This is a genomic window from Lacticaseibacillus huelsenbergensis, from assembly GCF_029726355.1.
Lineage (GTDB): Bacteria > Bacillota > Bacilli > Lactobacillales > Lactobacillaceae > Lacticaseibacillus > Lacticaseibacillus casei.
Map to the genome: position 1 here is coordinate 398,735 of NZ_CP120687.1, position 21,300 is coordinate 420,034.

At 49.4% G+C, this 21,300-nt stretch carries 18 protein-coding genes and 1 other RNA gene; 3 read left to right on the forward strand and 16 right to left on the reverse strand.

Features of this window, described 5'->3' with window-relative positions:
- Nucleotides 1-7 precede the first annotated feature (7 nt).
- Entirely contained in the window at nucleotides 8-988 is a 981-nt protein-coding gene (locus tag LHUE1_RS01780; RefSeq protein WP_025012722.1) for an asparaginase, read from the forward strand.
- Nucleotides 989-1,076: 88 nt separating this feature from the next.
- On the opposite strand, the gene LHUE1_RS01785 is transcribed toward LHUE1_RS01780, so the two are convergent.
- The 15 genes from LHUE1_RS01785 to mprF all read right to left on the reverse strand — a co-directional run bounded on the left by LHUE1_RS01785 (nucleotide 1,077) and on the right by mprF (nucleotide 13,268).
- Nucleotides 1,077-1,820: an acyl-[acyl-carrier-protein] thioesterase gene (locus tag LHUE1_RS01785; RefSeq protein WP_049171639.1), complete on the reverse strand. Its 744-nt coding sequence runs from the start codon at nucleotides 1,818-1,820 to the stop codon at nucleotides 1,077-1,079.
- Between the two features lie 70 nt (nucleotides 1,821-1,890).
- Nucleotides 1,891-2,751, reverse strand: coding sequence for a 16S rRNA (cytidine(1402)-2'-O)-methyltransferase (gene rsmI, locus LHUE1_RS01790; RefSeq protein ID WP_049171643.1), 861 nt, complete (start codon nucleotides 2,749-2,751; stop codon nucleotides 1,891-1,893).
- Nucleotide 2,752: 1 nt separating this feature from the next.
- Nucleotides 2,753-3,091, reverse strand: a complete 339-nt coding sequence (locus LHUE1_RS01795) for a DNA replication initiation control protein YabA (protein ID WP_005687107.1) — start codon at nucleotides 3,089-3,091, stop codon at nucleotides 2,753-2,755.
- Nucleotides 3,092-3,095: 4 nt separating this feature from the next.
- On the reverse strand, nucleotides 3,096-4,073 hold the full coding sequence (holB, locus tag LHUE1_RS01800) for a DNA polymerase III subunit delta' (protein ID WP_277848177.1): 978 nt from the start codon (nucleotides 4,071-4,073) through the stop codon (nucleotides 3,096-3,098).
- Nucleotides 4,073-4,402, reverse strand: coding sequence for a cyclic-di-AMP receptor (locus tag LHUE1_RS01805; RefSeq protein WP_010492028.1), 330 nt, complete (start codon nucleotides 4,400-4,402; stop codon nucleotides 4,073-4,075). The genes holB and LHUE1_RS01805 overlap by 1 nt, the downstream gene beginning before the upstream one ends.
- Nucleotides 4,403-4,564: 162 nt before the next feature.
- The gene (gene tmk / locus LHUE1_RS01810) at nucleotides 4,565-5,209 is read right to left on the reverse strand and encodes a dTMP kinase (protein ID WP_049171646.1); all 645 of its coding nucleotides are present in this window, start codon (nucleotides 5,207-5,209) and stop codon (nucleotides 4,565-4,567) included.
- A gap of 246 nt (nucleotides 5,210-5,455) precedes the next feature.
- The gene (locus tag LHUE1_RS01815) at nucleotides 5,456-5,719 is read right to left on the reverse strand and encodes a YaaL family protein (RefSeq protein ID WP_025012716.1); all 264 of its coding nucleotides are present in this window, start codon (nucleotides 5,717-5,719) and stop codon (nucleotides 5,456-5,458) included.
- Complete coding sequence (gene recR, locus LHUE1_RS01820) at nucleotides 5,719-6,318, reverse strand: recombination mediator RecR (RefSeq protein WP_010492034.1); 600 nt, start codon at nucleotides 6,316-6,318, stop codon at nucleotides 5,719-5,721. The genes LHUE1_RS01815 and recR overlap by 1 nt, the downstream gene beginning before the upstream one ends.
- 84 nt (nucleotides 6,319-6,402) lie before the next feature.
- Nucleotides 6,403-6,711 carry a YbaB/EbfC family nucleoid-associated protein gene (locus LHUE1_RS01825; protein WP_049171649.1) on the reverse strand — a complete coding sequence of 103 codons (309 nt, stop codon included), beginning with the start codon at nucleotides 6,709-6,711 and terminating at the stop codon, nucleotides 6,403-6,405.
- A gap of 16 nt (nucleotides 6,712-6,727) precedes the next feature.
- Nucleotides 6,728-8,428 (reverse strand): DNA polymerase III subunit gamma/tau, encoded by a 1,701-nt coding sequence (gene dnaX, locus LHUE1_RS01830; protein WP_277848178.1) that lies wholly within the window; start codon nucleotides 8,426-8,428, stop codon nucleotides 6,728-6,730.
- 190 nt (nucleotides 8,429-8,618) lie between these two features.
- An RNA gene (gene ffs, locus LHUE1_RS01835) (signal recognition particle sRNA small type) lies at nucleotides 8,619-8,705 on the reverse strand.
- Between the two features lie 16 nt (nucleotides 8,706-8,721).
- Nucleotides 8,722-9,201 carry a tRNA adenosine(34) deaminase TadA gene (tadA, locus tag LHUE1_RS01840; RefSeq protein WP_049171685.1) on the reverse strand — a complete coding sequence of 160 codons (480 nt, stop codon included), beginning with the start codon at nucleotides 9,199-9,201 and terminating at the stop codon, nucleotides 8,722-8,724.
- A 390-nt stretch (nucleotides 9,202-9,591) separates the two neighbouring features.
- Complete coding sequence (locus LHUE1_RS01845) at nucleotides 9,592-9,918, reverse strand: hypothetical protein (protein WP_010492041.1); 327 nt, start codon at nucleotides 9,916-9,918, stop codon at nucleotides 9,592-9,594.
- A 57-nt stretch (nucleotides 9,919-9,975) separates the two neighbouring features.
- The gene (locus tag LHUE1_RS01850; protein WP_049171655.1) at nucleotides 9,976-10,572 is read right to left on the reverse strand and encodes a class I SAM-dependent methyltransferase; all 597 of its coding nucleotides are present in this window, start codon (nucleotides 10,570-10,572) and stop codon (nucleotides 9,976-9,978) included.
- Between the two features lie 86 nt (nucleotides 10,573-10,658).
- The gene (gene mprF / locus LHUE1_RS01855; RefSeq protein ID WP_049171657.1) at nucleotides 10,659-13,268 is read right to left on the reverse strand and encodes a bifunctional lysylphosphatidylglycerol flippase/synthetase MprF; all 2,610 of its coding nucleotides are present in this window, start codon (nucleotides 13,266-13,268) and stop codon (nucleotides 10,659-10,661) included.
- Nucleotides 13,269-13,586: 318 nt separating this feature from the next.
- On the opposite strand from mprF, the gene LHUE1_RS01860 reads away from it, so the two are divergent.
- The gene (locus tag LHUE1_RS01860) at nucleotides 13,587-14,000 is read left to right on the forward strand and encodes a hypothetical protein (RefSeq protein ID WP_049171660.1); all 414 of its coding nucleotides are present in this window, start codon (nucleotides 13,587-13,589) and stop codon (nucleotides 13,998-14,000) included.
- Between the two features lie 113 nt (nucleotides 14,001-14,113).
- Nucleotides 14,114-15,049, forward strand: coding sequence for a LacI family DNA-binding transcriptional regulator (locus LHUE1_RS01865; RefSeq protein WP_049171662.1), 936 nt, complete (start codon nucleotides 14,114-14,116; stop codon nucleotides 15,047-15,049).
- 163 nt (nucleotides 15,050-15,212) lie between these two features.
- Here the strand turns inward: LHUE1_RS01865 and LHUE1_RS01870 are convergent, their stop codons facing one another.
- Nucleotides 15,213-21,080 (reverse strand): S8 family serine peptidase, encoded by a 5,868-nt coding sequence (locus LHUE1_RS01870; protein ID WP_277848179.1) that lies wholly within the window; start codon nucleotides 21,078-21,080, stop codon nucleotides 15,213-15,215.
- Between the last annotated feature and the right edge of the window lie 220 nt (nucleotides 21,081-21,300).

Sequence of the window (21,300 nt, forward strand, 5' to 3'; positions counted from 1 at the left end):
GGAAGCTTTGACCGTGACTAAACACATTCTCGTTTTACATACTGGCGGCACCATCTCCATGACCGAAACCAGAGATGGCGACATCATGCCCAGCAAGCATAATCCCTTGCTCGGCGCCGATAGTTTTGTGCCAGCCGGCGTCGAACTGACTAGTGAGGAGATTTTTAATCTACCATCGCCGCACATGACTCCGGAGCGGATGCTCACCTTAGTCAAACGCATCCGCCAAGCGGAAAAAGACGGCGCTGACGGGGTGGTCGTCACCCACGGTACGGATACTTTAGAAGAAACCGCCTATTTTTTGGATCTCACCCTGGATTCCGCCATGCCGGTCGTTGTCACCGGCGCCATGCGTTCCAGTAACGAAATTGGCAGCGATGGGCTAGAAAATCTGCAAAGCGCGATTAAAACCGCTGCCAGCGACGAGTCGCGGAACAAGGGCACCTTGGTGGTGATGAATGATGAAATCCATACCGCCCGTTTTGTGACCAAAACCCACACCACCAACGTCGCAACTTTTCGGACGCCGACATTCGGGCCGGTTGGGCTTGTCACCAAAGATGGTGTGCGTTTCTTCCAAGAGTTGATCAACCAGGAAGTCTGTGCCATTGACCACCTTGTTGACCATGTCTTCTTAATCAAAGCTTACGCAGGAATGGACGGCACGCTGTTTGACGCACTCCCGGAAAATATCCACGGTCTGACCATTGAAGCGCTCGGCGCCGGTAATCTCCCACCAGCCACCTTGCCGGCTATCCAGCGGCTACTAGATCGGCATGTGCCGATCGTACTGGTCTCCCGCTGCTTTAATGGCGTTGCTCAAGCCGTCTACAATTACGAAGGCGGCGGCGTCCAGCTCAAAAAAATGGGCATCATCTTCTGTCAGGGACTCAACGGCCAGAAAGCGCGCATCAAGCTGCAAGTTGGTCTGAGTGATGGTAAACGCGGCCAGGCACTCGCTGACTTCGTTGATAATGCCGTGAGTTAATTGAGCTAATGAATGAAAAGCAGTTCTAGGCGACAGATTTTGTCCCTAGAACTGCTTTTTTGGCACTTTAGCATGAGTCATACAAAACTTACGCCTTAAAGTCATCCCAAATCATCTGGGCCTCGGCGTTCACTTCGCCATCGGTCGTCACGCGGTGTAACGTGCGGGTTGCGTCATCCGGATCGGCCTGAAACTGGGCTTTCGGACTCGTTCCATACGCCACTTCGCGCTCGTAACGAATATCGGCACCACGCAAAGTATGCGAGCTCAAAAAGTCATATCCAAGACTGTTTTCCATCCACTCCAGATAATGGGCATTGTTCACATGGCCATTGCTGTCAATGTCAAAATAGCGCACATGAAACGTCTCTTCGCCATCCGGGTGATCGACTTTTTTGAATCGCGGGAACCGTTTGATTTTGCGATCGGAAACCGCGCCAACCCGTTCAACAAGCTCAGGAATAACGTCAACGATCTTACGCGTGCGCAAGTCCATAATGACCCAATTGCTGCTGACGGAAACAAGCCGGTTACCTTGCGCATCGTCAATCCAGTAATCACGGTAAGTAAAATATTTATTGTAAGTCGTAGCTTCGGTCCCGACCCGCAGCAGTTCTTCAATTTTTGGCATACGTTGGATTTCCATGTGATACTGGGTGATCACCCAACCTGCGTGAAACTCACTGATGGCATCAATACCGGCATGCAGCTTCTCCAACTGACGCTCAGACACTTCTAGCATCACATTCATCATATTGGCTAAGCCCGCACGGCCAAACCGATCACCCAGAAAGCCTGGAATGCGATAATCTTCTTCATAGACTTTTCCCATGAAAATCCCTTCTCTTTCGTTTCGACTTGTTCCTGTTAGTCGGTGCTCAAGCGCGCGTACTGGCGCCGGTTCACGCTCTGTCTAGGTCATGATAAGCATCATACACCACTTGTTTAGCAACCCCGTTTTGTTTAGCGACCAGCTTGATCGCCGCATTCGGTTTGGCGCCGGTGGCAACGATAGCGGCTACTTGGTCTTTGAACGGTGCCGCGCTTTTGACAACTGGCTTATCCGGGGCTCCTGCTACCATGATCACAAATTCGCCTTTCAACTCATTCTCGGCATACGTTTGCAGTTCCGTGATCGTGCCGCGGATAAAGGTTTCGAACTTTTTGGTCAATTCTCGCGCCAAAACAGCCTGGCGATCACCGAACGCTTCCAACATCGCGGCAAGGGTTTTCCCGACCCGATGTGGACTTTCATAGAACAAAAGCGTTGCCGGTTCAGTCGCCAACTTGGCCAAAATGCGTTGCTTATCGCCGGATTTGCGCGGTAGAAACCCATAAAACAGAAATGGCTGCGGTGACAATCCAGAGGCAATCAAGGCCGTTGTCGCCGCATTGGCCCCTGGCAGCGGAACCACCGGCACACCATGTTCAATTGCCGCATGGACCAATTCCTTGCCGGGATCGGAAATCGACGGCATTCCCGCGTCACTCACCTGAGCAATCGTCTTCCCGGCCTCCAGCTTCGCCAACAACTCCGGAATGCGCATTTGGGTATTATGTTCGTGAAATGAAATGGTTTTGGTCGTAACCGCAAAATGATTCAACAACATCTGCGTATGGCGCGTATCTTCCGCGGCAATTAAATCAGCCGTTTTTAAAATCGCCACCGCACGAAATGTCATATCGTCCAAATTTCCGATCGGTGTCGGCACCAAATACAAAGTCCCGGTGGTATGCGACCCAAAGCTTCGTTGCTGCTCCAAATCAATTCTCCCCATAAATAATATCAAGACAAAAGGCGCATGGCTCGTCATTCACCCGGCGCTGACCATAAAACATCGGGCAAACGTGGAATCCTTCATTGTAGAGGCTTTCCAGGTTCTGCTTCGACTTGGATAACTCAACGCCGCCATCGCTGGTTTTGTTGTCATCTTTTTCTAGCTCTGCCAGGTGCTGACGCAGATGCTTATTCTCGATTTCAAGTTCCGCGTTACGTTCTAGCGTCTCCGCCATATCGTCTTTCATCGCCGCAATTTCCTTGAGCATCTGCTGGGCGTGTTTCTCAAGGACTAAGAAACCATCATACAGTTCTTTCTTTTCCACAAGATCACCCTTCTAAGAGTTTAAGCATTAACTGTTCTGTTGCCGACTGAAACGTCACATTCTGGCTCAAGCGAACCTGCGCCGTTAAAATGGCCTGCAAATCATCGGTCAGTTGCCGACTCGATAACTTCGCCAACGCAGCAACCGCCGGAATATCCAGCTGTTGCGTCGCCGCAATTTCAAAATGGCGATTCAAGGCATCGGCATACGCCAAACCGATCAGCGCTAAAACCTGACGTTGTGCCGCAGCATCTTTTGCAACCGGCAACAATTGGGTCTGCACCCGCACAAAGCTTTCAGGATCATGGTCAGCTAGGCGATCCAGCAATTGAAACACGCGATTAACCCGATCCTGAAAGTCCTCGGCAGTCAATAATTCCTGAGCTTCGCTGACATTACCGGTTAACCGGCCAGCCACCCGCGCCAATTGCGGATTGGCACCGTCTTCTTCTAATTTGGCAATCAGCGCTTGCCGATCAGGGCTTTGGAACGTAATCACCTGCGCCCGCGATAAAATCGTTGGCAAAAGTTGATTTTTCGATGAAGCAGTGAGAATCACCGTCATGCCCGGAACCGGTTCTTCAAAAAACTTCAGTAGTGAATTAGCCGCTCCTGCAGTCATTTTATCAGCATCTTCAACGATAAACACGCGGCGGTTGCCTTCCACACCGGTTTTGCTCATTTCCTGTTTCAAGTTGCGAATATCATCAACCTTAATGCTTTGGGTACTGGTTTTGAGCACCATCACATCCGGATGATTGTGATTCAAAATACGTTCACACTCAGGACATTCGCCACAAGGAGCACCGTCTTGGACATTTTGGCAAAATAGGCGCAAGGCAATCCATTCAGCCAGTTCCAACTTACCGGCACCTTTTGGCCCCACAAACAAATAGGATTGGGCCAGTTGCTTGCGGTCAATGATTCGGGCAAATTGGGCGACTAACTTAGGCTGCAACGAATCAATCAAAAACTTAGCCATTAGAAGCGGTGAAAGGATTCAATCGGCAAGACAAAGACGGTGGCGCCGCCGACTTGAACCTCAACTGGATAAGCCATGGAACTGTCTGATGTCGCATCAAGATTAACTGGCGGCGTCATAAACTGTTGCCGCGTCTGCGAGGTTTCCTTGATAATCTTCAACACGTCATCGACCCGTTCATCCGCAACCCCGATGATAAACGTCGTATTCCCCGCCTTCAGAAAGCCGCCTGTCGTGGACAACTTGGTCGCCTGAATGTTGGCATCAATAAATTGGCTGCTGAGTAAGTTACTATCTTTATCTTGAACAATTGCGAGAATGAGTTTCATGGTATGTCCTCCTTATGAGAGTGAGCGTGAGCCAGCCGATTAGAAACCGGAGTGTAAGCGGCCTTGAGCGTGATGGCCCGGGCTTAGGCCATTGCGCTCAAGGTCCTTACACGTAGATTTCTGCGACTGCGAACGCGTTATGGTGAAGTCAGCCCGCCATCATCATCCAAACAACGACGGGAACCGCTTCGTAATCGCTGCCTCTGCTGCCGTGACAACTGCCGCAAGCGGCTGAGTGGCATCAACCGTGACAATCCGCGTTGGATTATCCGCCACCAACTTCATATAGGCCGAATGAACGCGTTCGTGAAAGGCTAGGCTTTCCTGATCGAGTCGATCATATTGGCGCTCATGTTGATGGGCCGCAATCCGATCCAAACCGACCTGCACCGGCACGTCTAAGTAAATCGTTAAATTCGGCTCAAGCCCGGCTGTTGCAAACTGATTCATTTGCAAAACCGCCTGTGTACCAATTTGCCGACCACCACCTTGATAGGCAACAGAACTATCGACAAACCGGTCACAGATAACAATATCACCTTGTGCAAGCGCCGGTTGGATCACCTCGACCAAATGTTGCCGCCTAGAAGCCGCATACAGCAATGCTTCGGTACGTGCATCCATCTCTGTATTAGCTGGATCAAGGATCACGTCACGAATCTTTTCGGAAATCTTGGCGCCTCCTGGTTCTCTGGTGAGATGCAAAGCGGCTTGTGATTGCGACTTAAGCCTTGGAATTAATGCTTCCAAGACACTGGTTTTCCCTGCACCATCCGGGCCTTCAAATGTGATAAACGTCCCTGTCACGATATGCTGCTCCTTTTTTAGAATTAAGTCTATTTTACTTGATATGTTTCACAATTAAAAATTTATCTGCGCCGGTGAACTTTCAAAACGCCCCAACGATGATACTGAAAAAAGAAAAACGGCCATGGCCGATCTTATCGTGCGATCATCACCATTTGCCGTCAATCGAAAAGCTATATTCAGTGAATCAGAATCATCTTATGGTCTATTTAACATGGTACGCGGTCCATAACTAAGTCGGCGCTTTTACAAATCCCTAAACTCCGCAATCTGCTCGGCAGCGACCTTAGCAACGACCTCACCTTTGATCTTACGAGTGCGCGCCTCGCGGTAGAGAAAATCGAATAAGGCAGCTTCAAGCGCCACCTGTGATTTCGTCTCTTCGTCAACTTCGCGGAAAGTCGCAACAAGTTTGCGCTGAGCTGCCATCTGGTCACGAACTCGGTAAACAAGCATCATGAGTTCTTCGTCTTTTTCCTCTTTGACCTTGATCCGCTTACGTCCAAACATTACAGTTCAGTCCTTCCTTCAACGGCCTTCATTAACGTCATTTGATCGGCATATTCAATGTCACTGCCGACTGCCAGCCCGTGAGCAAGCCGCGTCACCTTAATGCCGGCTGGTTTGATGAGTCGAGCAAGGTATTGCGCGGTGGCTTCCCCTTCAGGCGTTGCGTTCGTCGCAATAATCACTTCTTTGACAGCCGTGTTCGTCTTCAAGCGCTTCAACAGACTTTCGATGTTCAGGTCTTCCGGTCCCCGACCTTCAATCGGCGAAAGCACCCCATGAAGGACGTGGTAGAGGCCGTGATAATCCTGAGCCCGATCAATGCTCATCACATCTTTAGGCTGCTCAACGACCAGAATCGTGCTTTGGTCGCGACTTTTATCCCGACAGATCGAACAAGGATCTTCATCGGTAATGTTGCCGCAAATCGAGCAATAATGCAGGTCTTCTTTAGCCGCCACCAAGCTCTTGGCAAAAGCCGTCACATCATCCTTGTCCATATCAATCGTGTAAAAAGCCAGTCGGGTGGCTGTCTTCGCCCCGATACCGGGCAAACGCATGTAACTGTCAATCAATTTACTGATTGGTTCCGGATATTGCATAATCATCCCTCTTGTTGAAAACGTTCAAAACATTATGTGGCGGCAGTCGTCATCCTACCAGGTTGGATAGACTGGCGCGGCACGCTACATCGGCAAGCCGCGGGTATATTTACCTAACTTGTCCTGAGTTTGCTTATCAATTTCACTCATCGCATGATTAACTGCCTCAAGGATCAAATCTTGCAACATATCAGGATCGTCAGGATCAATGGCTTCCGGCTTGATCTGGATATCTTTCATGACCTTTTCACCGGTGAATTTAACGGTGACCATATCGGAAGCTGACTTACCTTCGAATTCCGTTGCATAAAGTTCCTTCTGTGCCGCCTGCATTTCTTTTTGCATCTTTTGCATTTGACGCATCATACCTTGCATATTGCCCATTCCACGCATATTTGATCATCCTTTTCTAGTCATTTTTGATCGTAACATTAGGTGCATCTTTACCAAAAAGTTCAGTCATCTTGTTGACAACCGGTGGCGTTTTTGGCTTGGTGTCGGCGCTTTTTCCCTTGGTCGCCGGCGCTTTAAGTTCCTGAATATAATCCTTACGAATCGTTGGCCAGACATCGCTTTGAACCAGCACGATCTTAGGCTGCTTGCCGGTCAGCTTCTGTAAGCCGTTTTCCAACTCAGTCATCAGTGCGGCATCATTCATGGCCCGTTCGACCAAAATATCATAATCAAAGCTGACAATCACACCGTCAGGACTGGCGGCAACCGGCTCGCTGACTTTCATCATGGCCCGTTTGGTGATGCTCAACATCCCCAACAAATCCGGCCAGACATCCTTCAGATTGGTTAAATCTTGCTTCGTGGCCGCGCCAAGAATCGGATAAATCGCCTTGCGGTTGACATGGCTGGCTTTGGCCTTCACATGCTTCCGCGTTCGGGTCGGCGGTGGTACTGTGCCGCCATTTGCCTCAACCCGTTTGAGTTGATCACTCAACTGTTTGACCTTAGCCGAAAGCTGGTCCAGCTTCTGCGTGTCTGCCGGCTCCGCAGCCACGGGGGCAGCAGCAGGCGCGGCGGTTTCACTTAGCCGAACTGTGGCCACTTCCAGATAGATTTCCGGATGATTGGTCATTCGTAGCTGTTGCTGCGTATTGTTCAACACATCAATCATGTGATAAATCTGCGCCGGCTTGAAATTTTCACTTAAAATTTTGAATTGATCGTCTAGCAGACTCTTTTCCAAGTCTCCTAGCAAGGATGGTGCCTGTTGATTGACCAGCAAGTCGCGTAAATATTCGATCAAGTCTTCAATGAGTCGGCCAGCATCTTTACCGGCCGCTAGCAAATCCTCGATCATTTTCAATGCCTGGGCATGATCTTTGGCCAGCACCGCTGCCAGATACTTGCCGAGCACCGCGGTTGTCACGCCACCGGTAACATCCAAGGCATCTTCGGTGGTGACATGATTATCGCCAAAACTCAGGACCTGATCCAAAATGGACAAAGCGTCACGCATGCCGCCTTCAGCCGCCTTGGCGATGACCTTAAGCGCAGCGTCGTCATAAGTGATCTTTTTATCGTCCAGGATAAAACGCATGCGTTTGACAATGTCTTCCGGCGTAATGCGGCGAAAATCAAAGCGCTGTGTTCGGGAAATAATCGTTGCCGGAATTTTATGCGGTTCAGTGGTCGCCAGAATGAAGACCACGTGTGCCGGTGGTTCCTCTAACGTTTTCAGCAAAGCATTGAAGGCGCCGCTCGAGAGCATGTGCACTTCATCAATGATATAAACCTTAACGCGTGCGCGCGTCGGGGCGTACTTCGCTTTGTCCCGAATATCACGGATTTCATCGACCCCGTTATTAGAGGCCGCATCGATTTCAATCACATCAGTCAGACTGCCATCATTAATCGCCTGACAAATTTCACAGGTATTATCCGGCTCGCCATCTTTCAGGTTCAGGCAGTTTAGCGCCTTCGCCAAGATCTTGGCAACGGACGTTTTCCCGGTGCCGCGCGGGCCGGTAAAAAGATAGGCGTGACTTGTCTGTCCGGTGATCAACGCATTCTTCAGCGTCTTGGTAATCGCATCTTGGCCAATGACATCTTTGAACTGTTGCGGGCGCCAGACCCGATACAACGCTTGATAACTCACCTTAACGCCCCTTTCAACCTGTTGCAGATGCCACAGGTTCACTTAAACGATTTGTTGACTATTGACGTCTACCCTCATCGTGATGGACGTCAAAACCTCGTTCTAGTTTACCATAGCTCGGAACAAAATTGCCTGACATGATGACAACAAAAACGGCCGCTTCGTGATGAAAGCGACCGGTCAATTTCTCAATAACAAAAGGCACATGACGAGCTTACCTTAGTGCTGCTTCCTTCCGGACCTGACACAATTTGGAAAGTCACCATTGCCTTAAGGCCTTTCGGCAAAAACCATTATACCTGATTTTCACGCGTTTGACCAGCCTGTTTGGCGGCTTTTCGTTTTGCGCGAATGGTTCGGAAAAAACTTTGCAGCAGTTCGGCACTGGCCGCGGCTTTAAGCCCACCAACGACGGCAACTTGATGGTTAAACCGCGAATCTTCCAGCAGGTTGTAAAAAGTGCCGGCAACACCTGCCTTAGGATCAGTTGCGCCAAAATAGCACGTGGCAATCCGGGCATTGATCATCGCGCCGGCACACATGGGACAAGGCTCTAGCGTGACAAATAATTGGCAATCTTCCAGACGCCAGGTACCAAGTTTGCGACAGGCTGCCTGAATAGCAATAATTTCGGCATGTTGCGTGGCATCTTGAGAAGTCTCACGCAGGTTGTGACCCCGGCCGACAATCTGGCCTTCGTGAACAACCACAGCGCCAATCGGCACCTCGCCAATCGCAGCGGCTTTTCTGGCCTCAGCTAGTGCGGCTTCCATATATTGGTTGATGTCTGATTCTTCGGTCTCGGCCACGTAAAACTTGCCTCCATTTTTACGAGAGGACTAATTGTCGTGCCAAACTCCGCAATCTCCGGCCAGCTGGGGCTGGAACGCTGTGGGCACGACTTTGAGCCTCAGCAAGCCCGGCTGAGGCTCAAAGCTCGGCCTTGTTGTAGGCGGGGCAAAGAACGCCCCACCAACAACAATTTCACAGCTGAGCCCCATCTGGCCTACGATTGCTCCGCCTTGGCACTCACGTTTTTAATCCATAGTTACAAAACATAAACACTAAAGGCGATCGTAGTCCCAAAATTTGCGGACCCGATCGTCTTGGTTGGGCTTGAATGATGCACTGTGCAAACTCGATGATAATCATCATTCAATTGTTTAGCGATTCAAAGCGCTCTTCAACCGATCAAGCGCGGCCATGCCTTGTTCGCGTGCCGATCCGGCGTATTCGCTGGCGCTGTCTTTGAGGCTGCGTAGCTTGTCGCTGACCCGGAGCAGACTGGCAACGTCTTCGTCACTCAGTTTATCCAGAATGCTCTGAACCCGATCGCTGTCACCGAAAATCTTCTTCACAAAGCCTTCAACCTGTTTGCGTTGCTGCCTGCGTTCAAAATATTCCGTCAGATTTTTGGCACAAACAAACGCACCGGTTGCAAGGACAGCCGCCGCAATGGCACCTGCTGCTAAGTACTTCGATTTTGTCATCTAAATCTGCTCCTTTCTATCCTTACTACGAGTTTACCACGTCAAGTATTGAAACTGTTATTGACTCGCCTTGAGAATGTAATAACCATGCTCTTTTTTAATGACTTCCGCCGTTTTATAAGTCGCTTTCATTAGCTTCAAGGCTGATGGCGCACCTTGTTTCTTTTGGATCACCGCATATAACTGGCCACCAGGCAATAAATGCTCGGCTGCTCCGGCGAGAATCCCGGAAACAATTGCCTTACCGGCTCGAATCGGCGGATTGGTCACGATGACGCCGAACTGTCCGTCAATTTGGTCGTACATCGAACTTTCAACGATGCTCACATTGGTAATCCCGTTGTCGGTAGCATTCTGTTTGGCTAACGCAAGCGCCCGTTCATTCACATCGCTCATGGTAATCTGCCGCTCAGGAAAATATTTGGCCAAGGCAAGTCCGATCGGCCCATAACCTGTTCCCACATCCAGAATCGGCCCTTCAGGAAGAGATGCCGCTAAAACGCTGGCAATCAAAACCCGACTGCCAAAATCAACGGTGTGTTTTGAAAAAACGCCATTATCGGTCGTCAAGTGCAAAACGTGACCGCCGAGCTCAAAATCAAAGCTGTGTTCATCATGGGCTAAATCAGGATCGTTCGTATAATAATGCTGCATTGATAAGCCGCCTTCCTATTTGCCTGGCACTACCAGTATTTTACACGTTAATGGCGCTTTTTCGCACCTTTATTCGTATCATTCGGCTACTTATCAATCCCCTGACCAAGACGGCTGACCCAAGCCAATCGTTTTGGCCACCAACTGTTAGAAGTCGTCAAGGTCACCTTTTGGCTCACCACCATCATGATTTGCAACAGTGTAAAGAGTAATGACGTCCGCTTGCGATAAGCAACGTACTTTGGTACCCATTCCGTTACATATTTGTTTTTATAGGAGCGCAACCCTTGGAACCCGTAAAACCGATAGCCATACTCGTACACCAAATGGGCAATCTTTTCTTCGACAAAGGAATAATTCGATGTCCCGACGTTTGCCAGCGGGGCCATCCCCATATTGAAGTACTTGTAGCCGCGTTCCTTTGCCAATCGGAACAGATTGATAAAGACCTCGTCCATAATGCCAGACGGTGCATCGGTACTTGACCGCATCAAATCAATACTCGTGACTTCATGATTACCACTTGGCATATCTGACGCAAATGCCACAATTTTGCCTTCCGGGCTATGCACCACTGCAATTGGAGCCTCATTCAGATAATGCTCGTCAAAAAATCCCAGACTAAAGCCTTTCTCACTGCGCCCGTCTAACCAAGAGTCAGACACGGCCTTTAATTCATGCATTAAAGTGTCATCAAACGGCGGCTTAAGCAGCTCAACAGTATAGCCTTCACGCTCAAACTTATGCATCAAGGCCCGTTCACCTTTGCGCTTTGTGCCGGCCAGCGTGAAGGTTGTCACATCGACATAGCCTTCCTCGCCAAACTTCATAAAATCAAACCCGAACTCATGCAGCTTCATCGTCAGGTTTTCATTGATTTCATAGAACACCAGCGACATATCCTGCTTATCGGCTTCTTTCATGAAATCGCCGATCGCAGCGGCCATCTGGGTCTCATCCCCAATCGGCTCGCCCATGATAATCAGCTTGTCCGCCTTTTTCTTAAACTGGAAGAAAACCCGATCTTCGCCATCGACTTGATAAAACCGCAATGATTTGTCGCGCATCAAGGCCAGGTGGCTGACTTCATTGCCGCCGTATTTTTCAACCACTGCTTTCAACCGCTCCTCGTCATAAGGATCAGCCAAATCTTTGGTCGGCGCCGATAGATATCGAAAGATCAAATAAACCGTCAACGCTGCCAGCATGACACCAATCAGGGTTGTAAAGAACATGCGCTCTGATGGGAAAAGGAACACATCCGGCACCCGGCGATGATGAATTGCCGGCGCATTGTAAAACGCGGCAAACGCATAAAAGATAAACGTCATACCAAACACTGCGCCGTCGATCAACTTGTTGCCCCACGATAAGGCGAGCCGCTCGCGGGTCAGCTCACGACGCGTCAGTATCAACGCCAAGACAACGAGCACCAGGAAAATAATGAACCGCAGATGATTATCTTCACGCAAGGAGGCTACCATCGCAACGATCAAAACGATCACGGTTGGCCAATAAGCCCGCTTCACCCGGCTGGCAATACCGCGTCCGAACCCAAGAATCAAAAAGGCGACAACCACATTGGTAACCCGATCCAAAAACAGGAAGGTATATGGATAAAGCCGTTGATAAAGCGTGTTACTGAAAGCAAGATCCGGCGCAACCCCGCGCAATAGCAACATAATCCCCGAAAAGTACAGGAAGACGACCAGAAAACCAAAGGCTGCCTTTCGAATCAGCTGAACCGGCAAACCTTCAAGATAAGCATTCAGTCGTTTCCCTGCATCCTGCGCAAACAAACCAGCGCCGATCAGAAACGGAATCACATAATAAAACAACCGATAAAAAAGCAGCCAAACAACCGCAACATTGCTATCGAGTCCCATTTGACCAAGCTCGACAATCATCAGGACATCAAACGAACCCAAGCCGCCGGGCACCATCGAAACGACCCCGATAACATTAGCCACCATGAACAATGGCAAAATCGACAGCAACGGCACATGCACTTCAAGAAAGTACCCGATCAACAAGAAGAATGCAGCACAACTGCCCCACTCAAGAAACGAGCCCAAGGTCAAGCGCAGTTGCCGCTTCAACGGCATATCCGCAAAAAATTCGCTATTTCGTAAATGGGTGACCAACATCAACAACGGAAAATAAGCGGCACCGCCAACTAGCCAAATCCAGTAATTCGAGAATTCCTGACCAATCCCGAACACGAAAATAACCACGATGCCAATCATCGACCACAATGACAGTCCCGCCAACAAAAACAGTGCTATTTTCGAAATGGCAAATAGAACCTGCTTTTGGGTCGCCTTTTCGTGGTAGAAATTGGCGCGCAAGCTAGCACCCAATAAGCCGCCAAAACCGGCAATATTGGTAAAAGTATTGACGATCCAGCCGGACTTCACAACATACCTGCGTTTATAATGGCCCGGCAGCAGTTCCGTGATTACAAAATCATAAATCAGCATTGGTGTGACGGCGATTAAGCCCACCACCAACAAAATCAGTAACGAAACCGGACTTTGGGTTGCCAGGCTGGCTCGCATTTGCTCGCCACTGAGATCCTGACTGATCCGTCCGACTTGAACAATCACAAACACCAGGACTGCCAACACAAATAGCACCTTTAGCGTTGTGAGATGTTTTTTTAAAAACGTTCCGACTTCTCGAAAGAGTCTCTTCATTTTTTCTGCGTCCTCCGTGCCTGTATTCTCATTCATTATAGGGAAAACCCGCCTCGGCCGCACTCATTCTGACTTTTTTGTAAGACGGTGTAAGGTTGCGCTGACATCTGAAAGCACGCCAAAAATTTTTGAATAAAAACGCTTGACCTGAAACGCGTTACACAAATTACACTGTGTTTGCAGTTAGGAAATAACAAATATGTGTGATCGCCATTAAGAAATCAATTGTTACATCAGTTGTTTTCGCGACTGTTCCACCGATACAAATCACACTTGTTAATGAAGGTCCCTGAACGTTTCACTAAAGGAGGATGCACCATGTTAATGCAAGCACACTTTTACCCAGAACTTTCCGTTTATCAAGACACACAAATCGGTGCTTTGAAAGGTATTGCACTGAAACTAACCAATGATTATGATTTTGACTATCAAGAAGTATTGAGTTCTTTGCTGGCCAGTGCCGCGGAGCCGACGCAAACGATGGGCGATCAAGTGGTACTGACGTATGGTCATGTCAGCAAGTTGACTGAACCGATTGTCATCGGCTTTGACTTTGGCAAGTCCTTACCATGGGCCGGTAACCATCAGATCAGCGGTGCTGTGGTCTTGCTCGTCCCAGTGGCAACCGATGATGTTACGATCCACGAGTGGCTGGCAACCATTGCAGCAGCTAATGATCCCGATCAAAGCCTAGAAAGCATGACCCAAAGTGCGACTGCCGCGATTGCCTAAAATGTGTGCATTACCATAGGCCGACATGCCGGGTGGCGTTATCCACCACGCGCATGCCGGCTTTTGCCTGTTACAAAAACAGGCTCTGTTATACTGAATGGGGAGATGATAATGTGGCAAATATTCACGATATTGCGCGGCTTTCAGGCTATTCAACGGCAACGGTTTCCCGTGTCTTGAATCGCCATCCCTACGTCTCGGCTTCGGCACGCGCTAAAATCCAAGCCGTCATTGATCAGCTAGACTATGTGCCCAGCACCATGGCGCAAAACCTAAGCGCTGGCAAAACGCGCACAATCGGCGTTATTCTGCCGCACACCGACCATCCTTATTTCCAACAATTGGTCACTGGCATACTCAATGCCGCTATGGCTGGCAACTATCACGCTGTTATTCTGCCTTCGCGTTACGACCAGAACCTCGAAGAAACCTATCTGGAAGCCTTACGCCGCCATGCTTTTGATGGACTTATTTTCACCTCCCATGGGCTCAGTTTGACAACGATTGCCGCTTACCAAAAATATGGTCCTATTGTCGTTTGTGAAAATCCCGGCCGTGTCAAATTGGCAGCTGCATACGCCGAGCGGACGCCCGCTTATCGAAAAGCGTTTAAATGGATGCAAGCGCAAGGTTATCTCAAAATTGCTTTGCTGCTAAGCCGTCCGTACGCGCAAAGTGCTACCAGTAAACTGACCATCAACAGCTACGTAGACGTTTTCGGGCAACGTCCCCCACATTCGCTGGTCGTTTATCAAATGCGGACCTTTCAGGATGGCTATCACGCCGGCGCTGAATTGGCGCCGCAGCATCCCGATTTTATTCTCGGCAATGGGGATGATATTGCCGCTGGCGTGCGCCAATATTTTGTTGATCACCATCTCCCGGTCCCACCACTGATGGGTCAGGAAGATCAGCTTTCCAGCCATTTGTTGAACATGAGCACTATTGATCACCATGTCACGGCAATCGGTGCAGCGGCTCTAAAGCTGGCATTGCGGGCAGAAGTCGCGCAAACGGTGATTCAGTCGGATTTAATTCTTCGAGATTAACCTTAACTCGTCAGCGCTCATCAGCATATAAAACAATTCAAAAACGGCACGCAATGACAGGGACCACCCTGATTGCGTGCCGCTTTTGTTGAAAATGGAACCACGAACCTGAACTTCGTGACGATCAGTTAATATCGAGAATCACTGAGCTCAGTGCCCGTCGTTAATGTTCTTTACGCCGACGATTAACCCCAAGAAACCCGACGATGCTTGTGATGAAAGCGCCGAGGAATGCCAACCCGGCTGTCTGAGTGACTTCGGCCGTTTTCGGCAAGGTGTCTTTCTTGGATGCTTGCTGATTTGTACCGTGTGAGGAAGTGCCACCACCTTGACCAGTTGATGTCGGTGGTTGCGGTGTCGTGTCATCTTTCCCAGCCGTTCCTAGTGGTTGCGTCCCGTCGCCGGTTGGTGTCGATGGTTGTTGTTTTGTGTCAGATGGCGTGCCACCGCCATCACCTGGCGTTTGGCCCTTTCCGGTTCCTGGATTCGGCGTTTCGCCACCACCATTATTCGAATCGTTAGTTGCGCCACCGTTGTTCGAATCGCCGCCGGTATCACCGCCACTTGAACCACCATTATTGGAGCTACTGCCGCTGCCTCCGTTAGTTGTGCCACCGTTATTCGAATTGCTACCGTTGTCACCAGCTTGTTTAGCAGCCTCAACCGCCGCAGCAATTTTGGTCTTTAAGCCAAACAAGCCTTGTAACTGAGCAATCTTCTGTGTGTCAGTGGTTGCTGTCGTCCCAGCTTTCAACGCGGAATCAATCTCTGCGTACCAAGTCAGACCAGTGGTAGTGTCCTTAGTATCGCCAACCGATGCCGGGGTGCCGTCTTTAACTGTTTTCGCCAATTGCGTCAGGGCCGCATCCAACATCTTATTGAAGTTGGCATCAAGTTGGTCGGCGGTACTCGTGCCGGCCTTGGTTTCTGCAGTCAACGCGTCTAACTCGGCATTGAATGTCATTCCGGTTGCTGAATTTGTCTGACCACCAAACGTTGTTCCTAGAACATCTTTAGCCGACTGTAGTTTATTAAGCAGCGCATCCTGTTGATCTGCTGGCAATTTAAGCGTTAACTGGTTGAGCGCTGTTGTTAACTGATTGGTGGCAGTTGCCAGAGAGTCGATCGTTGCATCAGCCTGATTCAACGCCGCTTGTGCCGTCGTAACCGCGGAATTCAGCGCTGTAACCGAAGCGTCGAGATACTTGCCGGTTGCGGCTGTTGTCCTTGCCTTGGAAATCAGATCCTGCAAGGCCGTTTTAGCCTGCTGCAGTTGAGCAGGATCATCCGTCTTGATATTCTTAACAACATAGTCTACCGCTGGCGATTCGTTGCCGTACAAGTCAACAGCTTTAAACTTAAAGGTGCCATTAGCCGTCACATTTAGACCATTTGCCGGAAGATCCTGATACGTCTTGCCGTCATCCGCACTGTATTGAACGGTTTCACCAGTTGCTGCGGCTTTGGCGGTCAACGTCACCTGCTTAGCCGGATCGGTCGTACTTGGCGCGACAGTTGGTGCAGCTAAGGTTTTCTTTGGTTCGTAATACACCGTCAGCTTCTTGGTGGTGACATTCTTGCCACTGTCAGTAACCGCAACGGTTAAAACATTTTTACCTTCGAGCAGTTTCACAGTCTGATCAATTGCCATATGTCCCGGTTTGCCGCTGTTCATATCGACATCGGCGTACTGGCTGGCAACGTTGCTGCCGTTGATCGCAAGTTCCAGGTAATTCACATTGTCAGTCGCTGTTCCGGTAATCCCGAAATTAGGATCATTCGTGTAGACCGGTTTGTCGGCGGGCTGATCCAATGACAACGTTGGTGCGATCGCATCCAAAGTGAACGTTAAGGCCTCTTGGAAAGTCTTGTTTTGGGTCGTATCGCCAACAACAACGCCAAACGGTTTTTGTCCCGCGGTGCCTAAGTTCAGCGTGAAACTGAAGGTCAGATCATTCTTAATCGGTACTTGCTTCCCATCAACCTGCAGTGTCGTGGTTGGATGCTTGACTTTACCGGTGATGGTCGCGATCCCGGTCTTCGCATCATAGTATTTGACCTGCTTAATGTTCGACAGATCGTTCGCCCCGAAGTGAACACCTTCATCGAAGGTCACTGCGTCCTTTAGCACGTCAGCGTCATAGGTCGAGTTTACCTTTTGCTCTTTAACCGTGGTGTTGCCATCTTCATCTTCAGCTGTCACTTTCAGCGTGTTGTCACCATAATTGACCGGCACGTCGACACTGAACTGATGCTTGTTATCCAACGTTACCGGTGTTTTGGTGCTGCCGTTTGTGATCGTGACTTGCTTCGTATCCGCACTGGCAGTTCCGGTGACTTTAACCGTGCTTTCAGAGGTCTGGTCTTGGTTATTGTTGATCTTCAAGTCACGGAAAGTCGGCGCGGTCAGGCGAACATCGGTGTCAAAATGCTTTAGCAACTGTGTGTGCGCCTTGTCGGCATACAGATCAACCTTGGTGGCGTAATCATCCGCCGTTAATGCCATGGAGGCGGTGAAGCTATTAGTTGCAGCATCATACGAGGTCGTCAGGTCATGCTTTTTGCCTTGTGCATCGGTGTAGGTGCCATAAACCGGCGCAGGATACGTACCACTAAAGGTATACTTGCCACCTTGCTTGCCTGCTTCATAGTTCTCGGTTGTGCTTGAAATCTTATCCGGTAACCCACCGCCATTGACAATCAGACTGAAGGTCGTTGATCCCGGTTTCTGAACCGCGGCCGATTGATACGTCGGGTTCGATGCGTTATCAGTGAGGTAAACTTCAACCTGATTATCACCTTCGCCTAAAGCTTGCGCCTGTTTATCCGTCAAAGGCACTTCGAGTTGTGTGTAACCGTCAGCAGTCGTGCCGGTCGTTGTGAACGTCCCGTCCAGATTGGTGACGTCATTAATGGATGTTTTGATATCCTTTGCTGCATCCAATCCACTGAGCTCATCCTTGGCTTCGACTTTAAGATAGTACGCCGTTTTCCCGTTTTCATTTTTGGAGGTTAACGACAGGTTGCGAACATCCGGCGCTTTGGAGTCAAGCTTGAACGGCACATCGTAAGTCTGCCGCTTGTTGCCGCCTTCAGGAACACCTGAAAGTCGATACGTGTAGCTTCCATCTTGAGCAGTCTTAATGTTGCCATCCCGCTGATCGTAGTAAGTGCCATCCCAAGTCGGTGCCTGATAATAAATGTACATACCAGCATTTGCATCATAATAAGTCTTCGTCTGATTGGTCGAGCTGCTAAGCGTTGTCAGCTTATTGCCTTGCCCATCTAACACGTCAACCTGAACATTGCTGATGTTGCGCAGTAGATAATACTGCATGCTAATTCCGTTATAAATAGCATCCTTGCTACTGGAGATAGCAATGGCCTTTTCATCAATCGTCGGGTTACCACTAGCATCGTTCACCAGGCCGCCAATAAACTGATTCTTTGTTTTGCGACTGGTAATGACAGGCACAGTCCCGTAGTTACCACTGGCAGGTGCATAAGTCTGACCGTTAATGCTATCGACAATCTTGCCGTCATTCCAATCACCAAAGAAGCCCATGTATGGCAGATTCAATCGCGAACCGTCACTGCCTTTGAAATTCAGGAAGCCTTCGACAAATTGCTGTTGGTCAAAAGATTTAGGCAACGATAACGTGAAGCCCACCTGAACTGACTGGCCTGCCGGTACCACGATTTCTCGATCCGGCTTAATCGCCGCACCATTGATCTTTTTATCATAGAGCACACCAGAATTTAGATCGGTCGCGGAAGTATAGACAGCATTGGTATCTTCGTTACTGTCCATTTGATAAGTCAGCTCATGCTTGGTGCGGTTAGTGAAGGTCAGCTTGAACGTCTTGTCGGTGCTGGTAAAATCTTTTAATTCAACTGCCGGATAGCCATTTTCGGAAACAACCGTCGACGGGTTCTTTTCCAGCGCATCGATGGCAGCCTTAACATCGACAAACCCTGCCCCTTGCCGCCGCGGCGAGACAATAACGTTGTTGTAATTGATGTCGTTGACCGGCTGAGCGGTGTTCATCTCAATAGTTTTAAGAAAATCGGTCAAATCCGTGCCTTTTAACTGTTTGTAGTCAGCGTAGAACGGATTGTCCTTGTTGTTGAGTGCTTGCTTCAACAAAGCTTGTGAGCCGGCGATGAACGGCGACGCCATCGAGGTTCCAGACAAGTTAGTGTAACCATTGTTATTTTGTGTGGACCAGATATTACCGCCTGGCGCCGTGATATCCGGCTTAAAGGCCAGATTGGAAACCGGACCATAAGACGTAAAATCTGACATCCGGTCGGCGTTGTATTTCTGGTTAGGTAACAAGGCCAACCCGATTTTGACACCCAATTCATCATTCGGATGCGCCGTTACCCAGTCAACCAGCTTCTGACCGGTGACACTGGACAACCCAAATGTCGGGAAGGTCGCATCGAGTTTGATCGAGGTTAGCGCAGTAGCTGTCCCATCATTGTTGACGATGATTAAGCCGGATGCGCCTGCTTCTTCGGCATACTTTTGCTTGTCGGTGAATGCAATGTCGCCGCGCTTGACAATGGCAATCTTTCCTTTGGCGTCGGCCGTGTAATCGCTGGCACCGCCGATGCTGAGTTTACCAGTGGCATCTTTCACCACGTAGAACTTCTTCTTGTCAAAACTATCGATAAAATCGTTGCTTGAAAGTTGAATCGTCTCTGGTCCGAGTTTCAGACCGCTGCCATCGGTAATTGTCGCGCTTTGACCGATCACATCGGTATTCTCAGCCGACGCCACAGTGGTTGCACCACGCGCCGTCCCGGGACTGCCCACTGTTTCGTTATCCTGCAAGCCATAATAATCTTTGTTGACGCCCTCGGTTGCCGAGCCGGATGTGCCGGAGTTCCCGGCGGAAATAACCGCTGCCGTGCCCGATTCATTGGCATTTTGGACCGCGGCAATTTCCGGATCCGCAAGCGTTTGGTTGCCGGAAACCGAACCAAGCGACATGTTCAGCACATCCGCCCCTAACTTGGCCGAATCTTCAATTGCCGAAACCAACGTCGATGATCCTGTCGTTGAGGAAGTATCCGAATTGGTGAACACCTTCATCGCCAGCAATTGTGATTCCGGAGCGACGCCGACAACCGATTTGGTCGGATCACTTCCCGTACCATTTGCTCCGATAATCCCTGCCACGTGCATCCCATGCTGTTCGTCAACGGTATCATCGGTAATGGTGTCATTGTTATCCGCATAGTTAAACCCATAAGGCACTTTGTCGGTAAAATACCGGCCATGCTTAGCGGTTTTGGTAAATTGTTCGACATCCGCTCGCTTTAGCTTGGCCTTTTTGTCATCACTCAGCCGCATATCCTTGTGCGTCGGGTCAATGCCAGTATCGATGACTGAAACAACGGTTCCTTCACCTTTGTATTTGTAATTGGACCAAACCGCCTGGACATTCGCCATCGAATTGGCCTTGGCATCGGTCGGATAATAAACTTTGGCGAGTGTGACGGTTTTGACACCGGCAATTTGCTTCAACTGCGGAATGTCAGCCACTCTGACCTTCGTGGTAAAGCCATTGACCACATAGCCATAACTTTCCCCGGCTGCCTGGTGGGTCACCTGTTCAACCGCGGCTTTCACGCTTGCTTGCGCGGCAATGACCTTGTTCGTCTCTTGTTGAATCTCGGCGGTGCTGGAGTAATCCGTCTTCAAGGTGCCATTTTCAGATGCAGGTGCTGCACTCATCTGAACAATAACATCTACATAAGTATCCTGCTGTTGCACCTTGTTCAGCTTGTGATAATCAATGCCTTTTGCCGCTAACTGGGTTGCAATGGCCTGATTCGTGACGGCGCTTGTTGTATCGGTCGCCGTTTGTCCGGTCGCAACGGTCTTTGCCAGTGACTTTTCCTTGGTCTGTTGCGAGATAGCTGCCTTAGCCTGGACCTCGCCGACCGGTAAAACCGCCAGCGCGCCCAATGCAACAGTGCTGGCTAAGAGAATAGATAGCCCTTTCTTTTTCGTTTGCATCCAATACCCTCCAATTCCCGGTAGTTCCACAACCAATCAAAACCCTGCTCGATATAGTTAGGATTATATACGATTAAAAAAGACTTTCAACAATTTTCTTAATCTTAACTTAATTTTCTTATCTGTAAATTTTCATCTATCTTTGTCACATCAAGGAATCAGAATTCATTTTTTCAATTCAAAAATTAGATTATGTGATTATGAGGAAATATATTGAGTT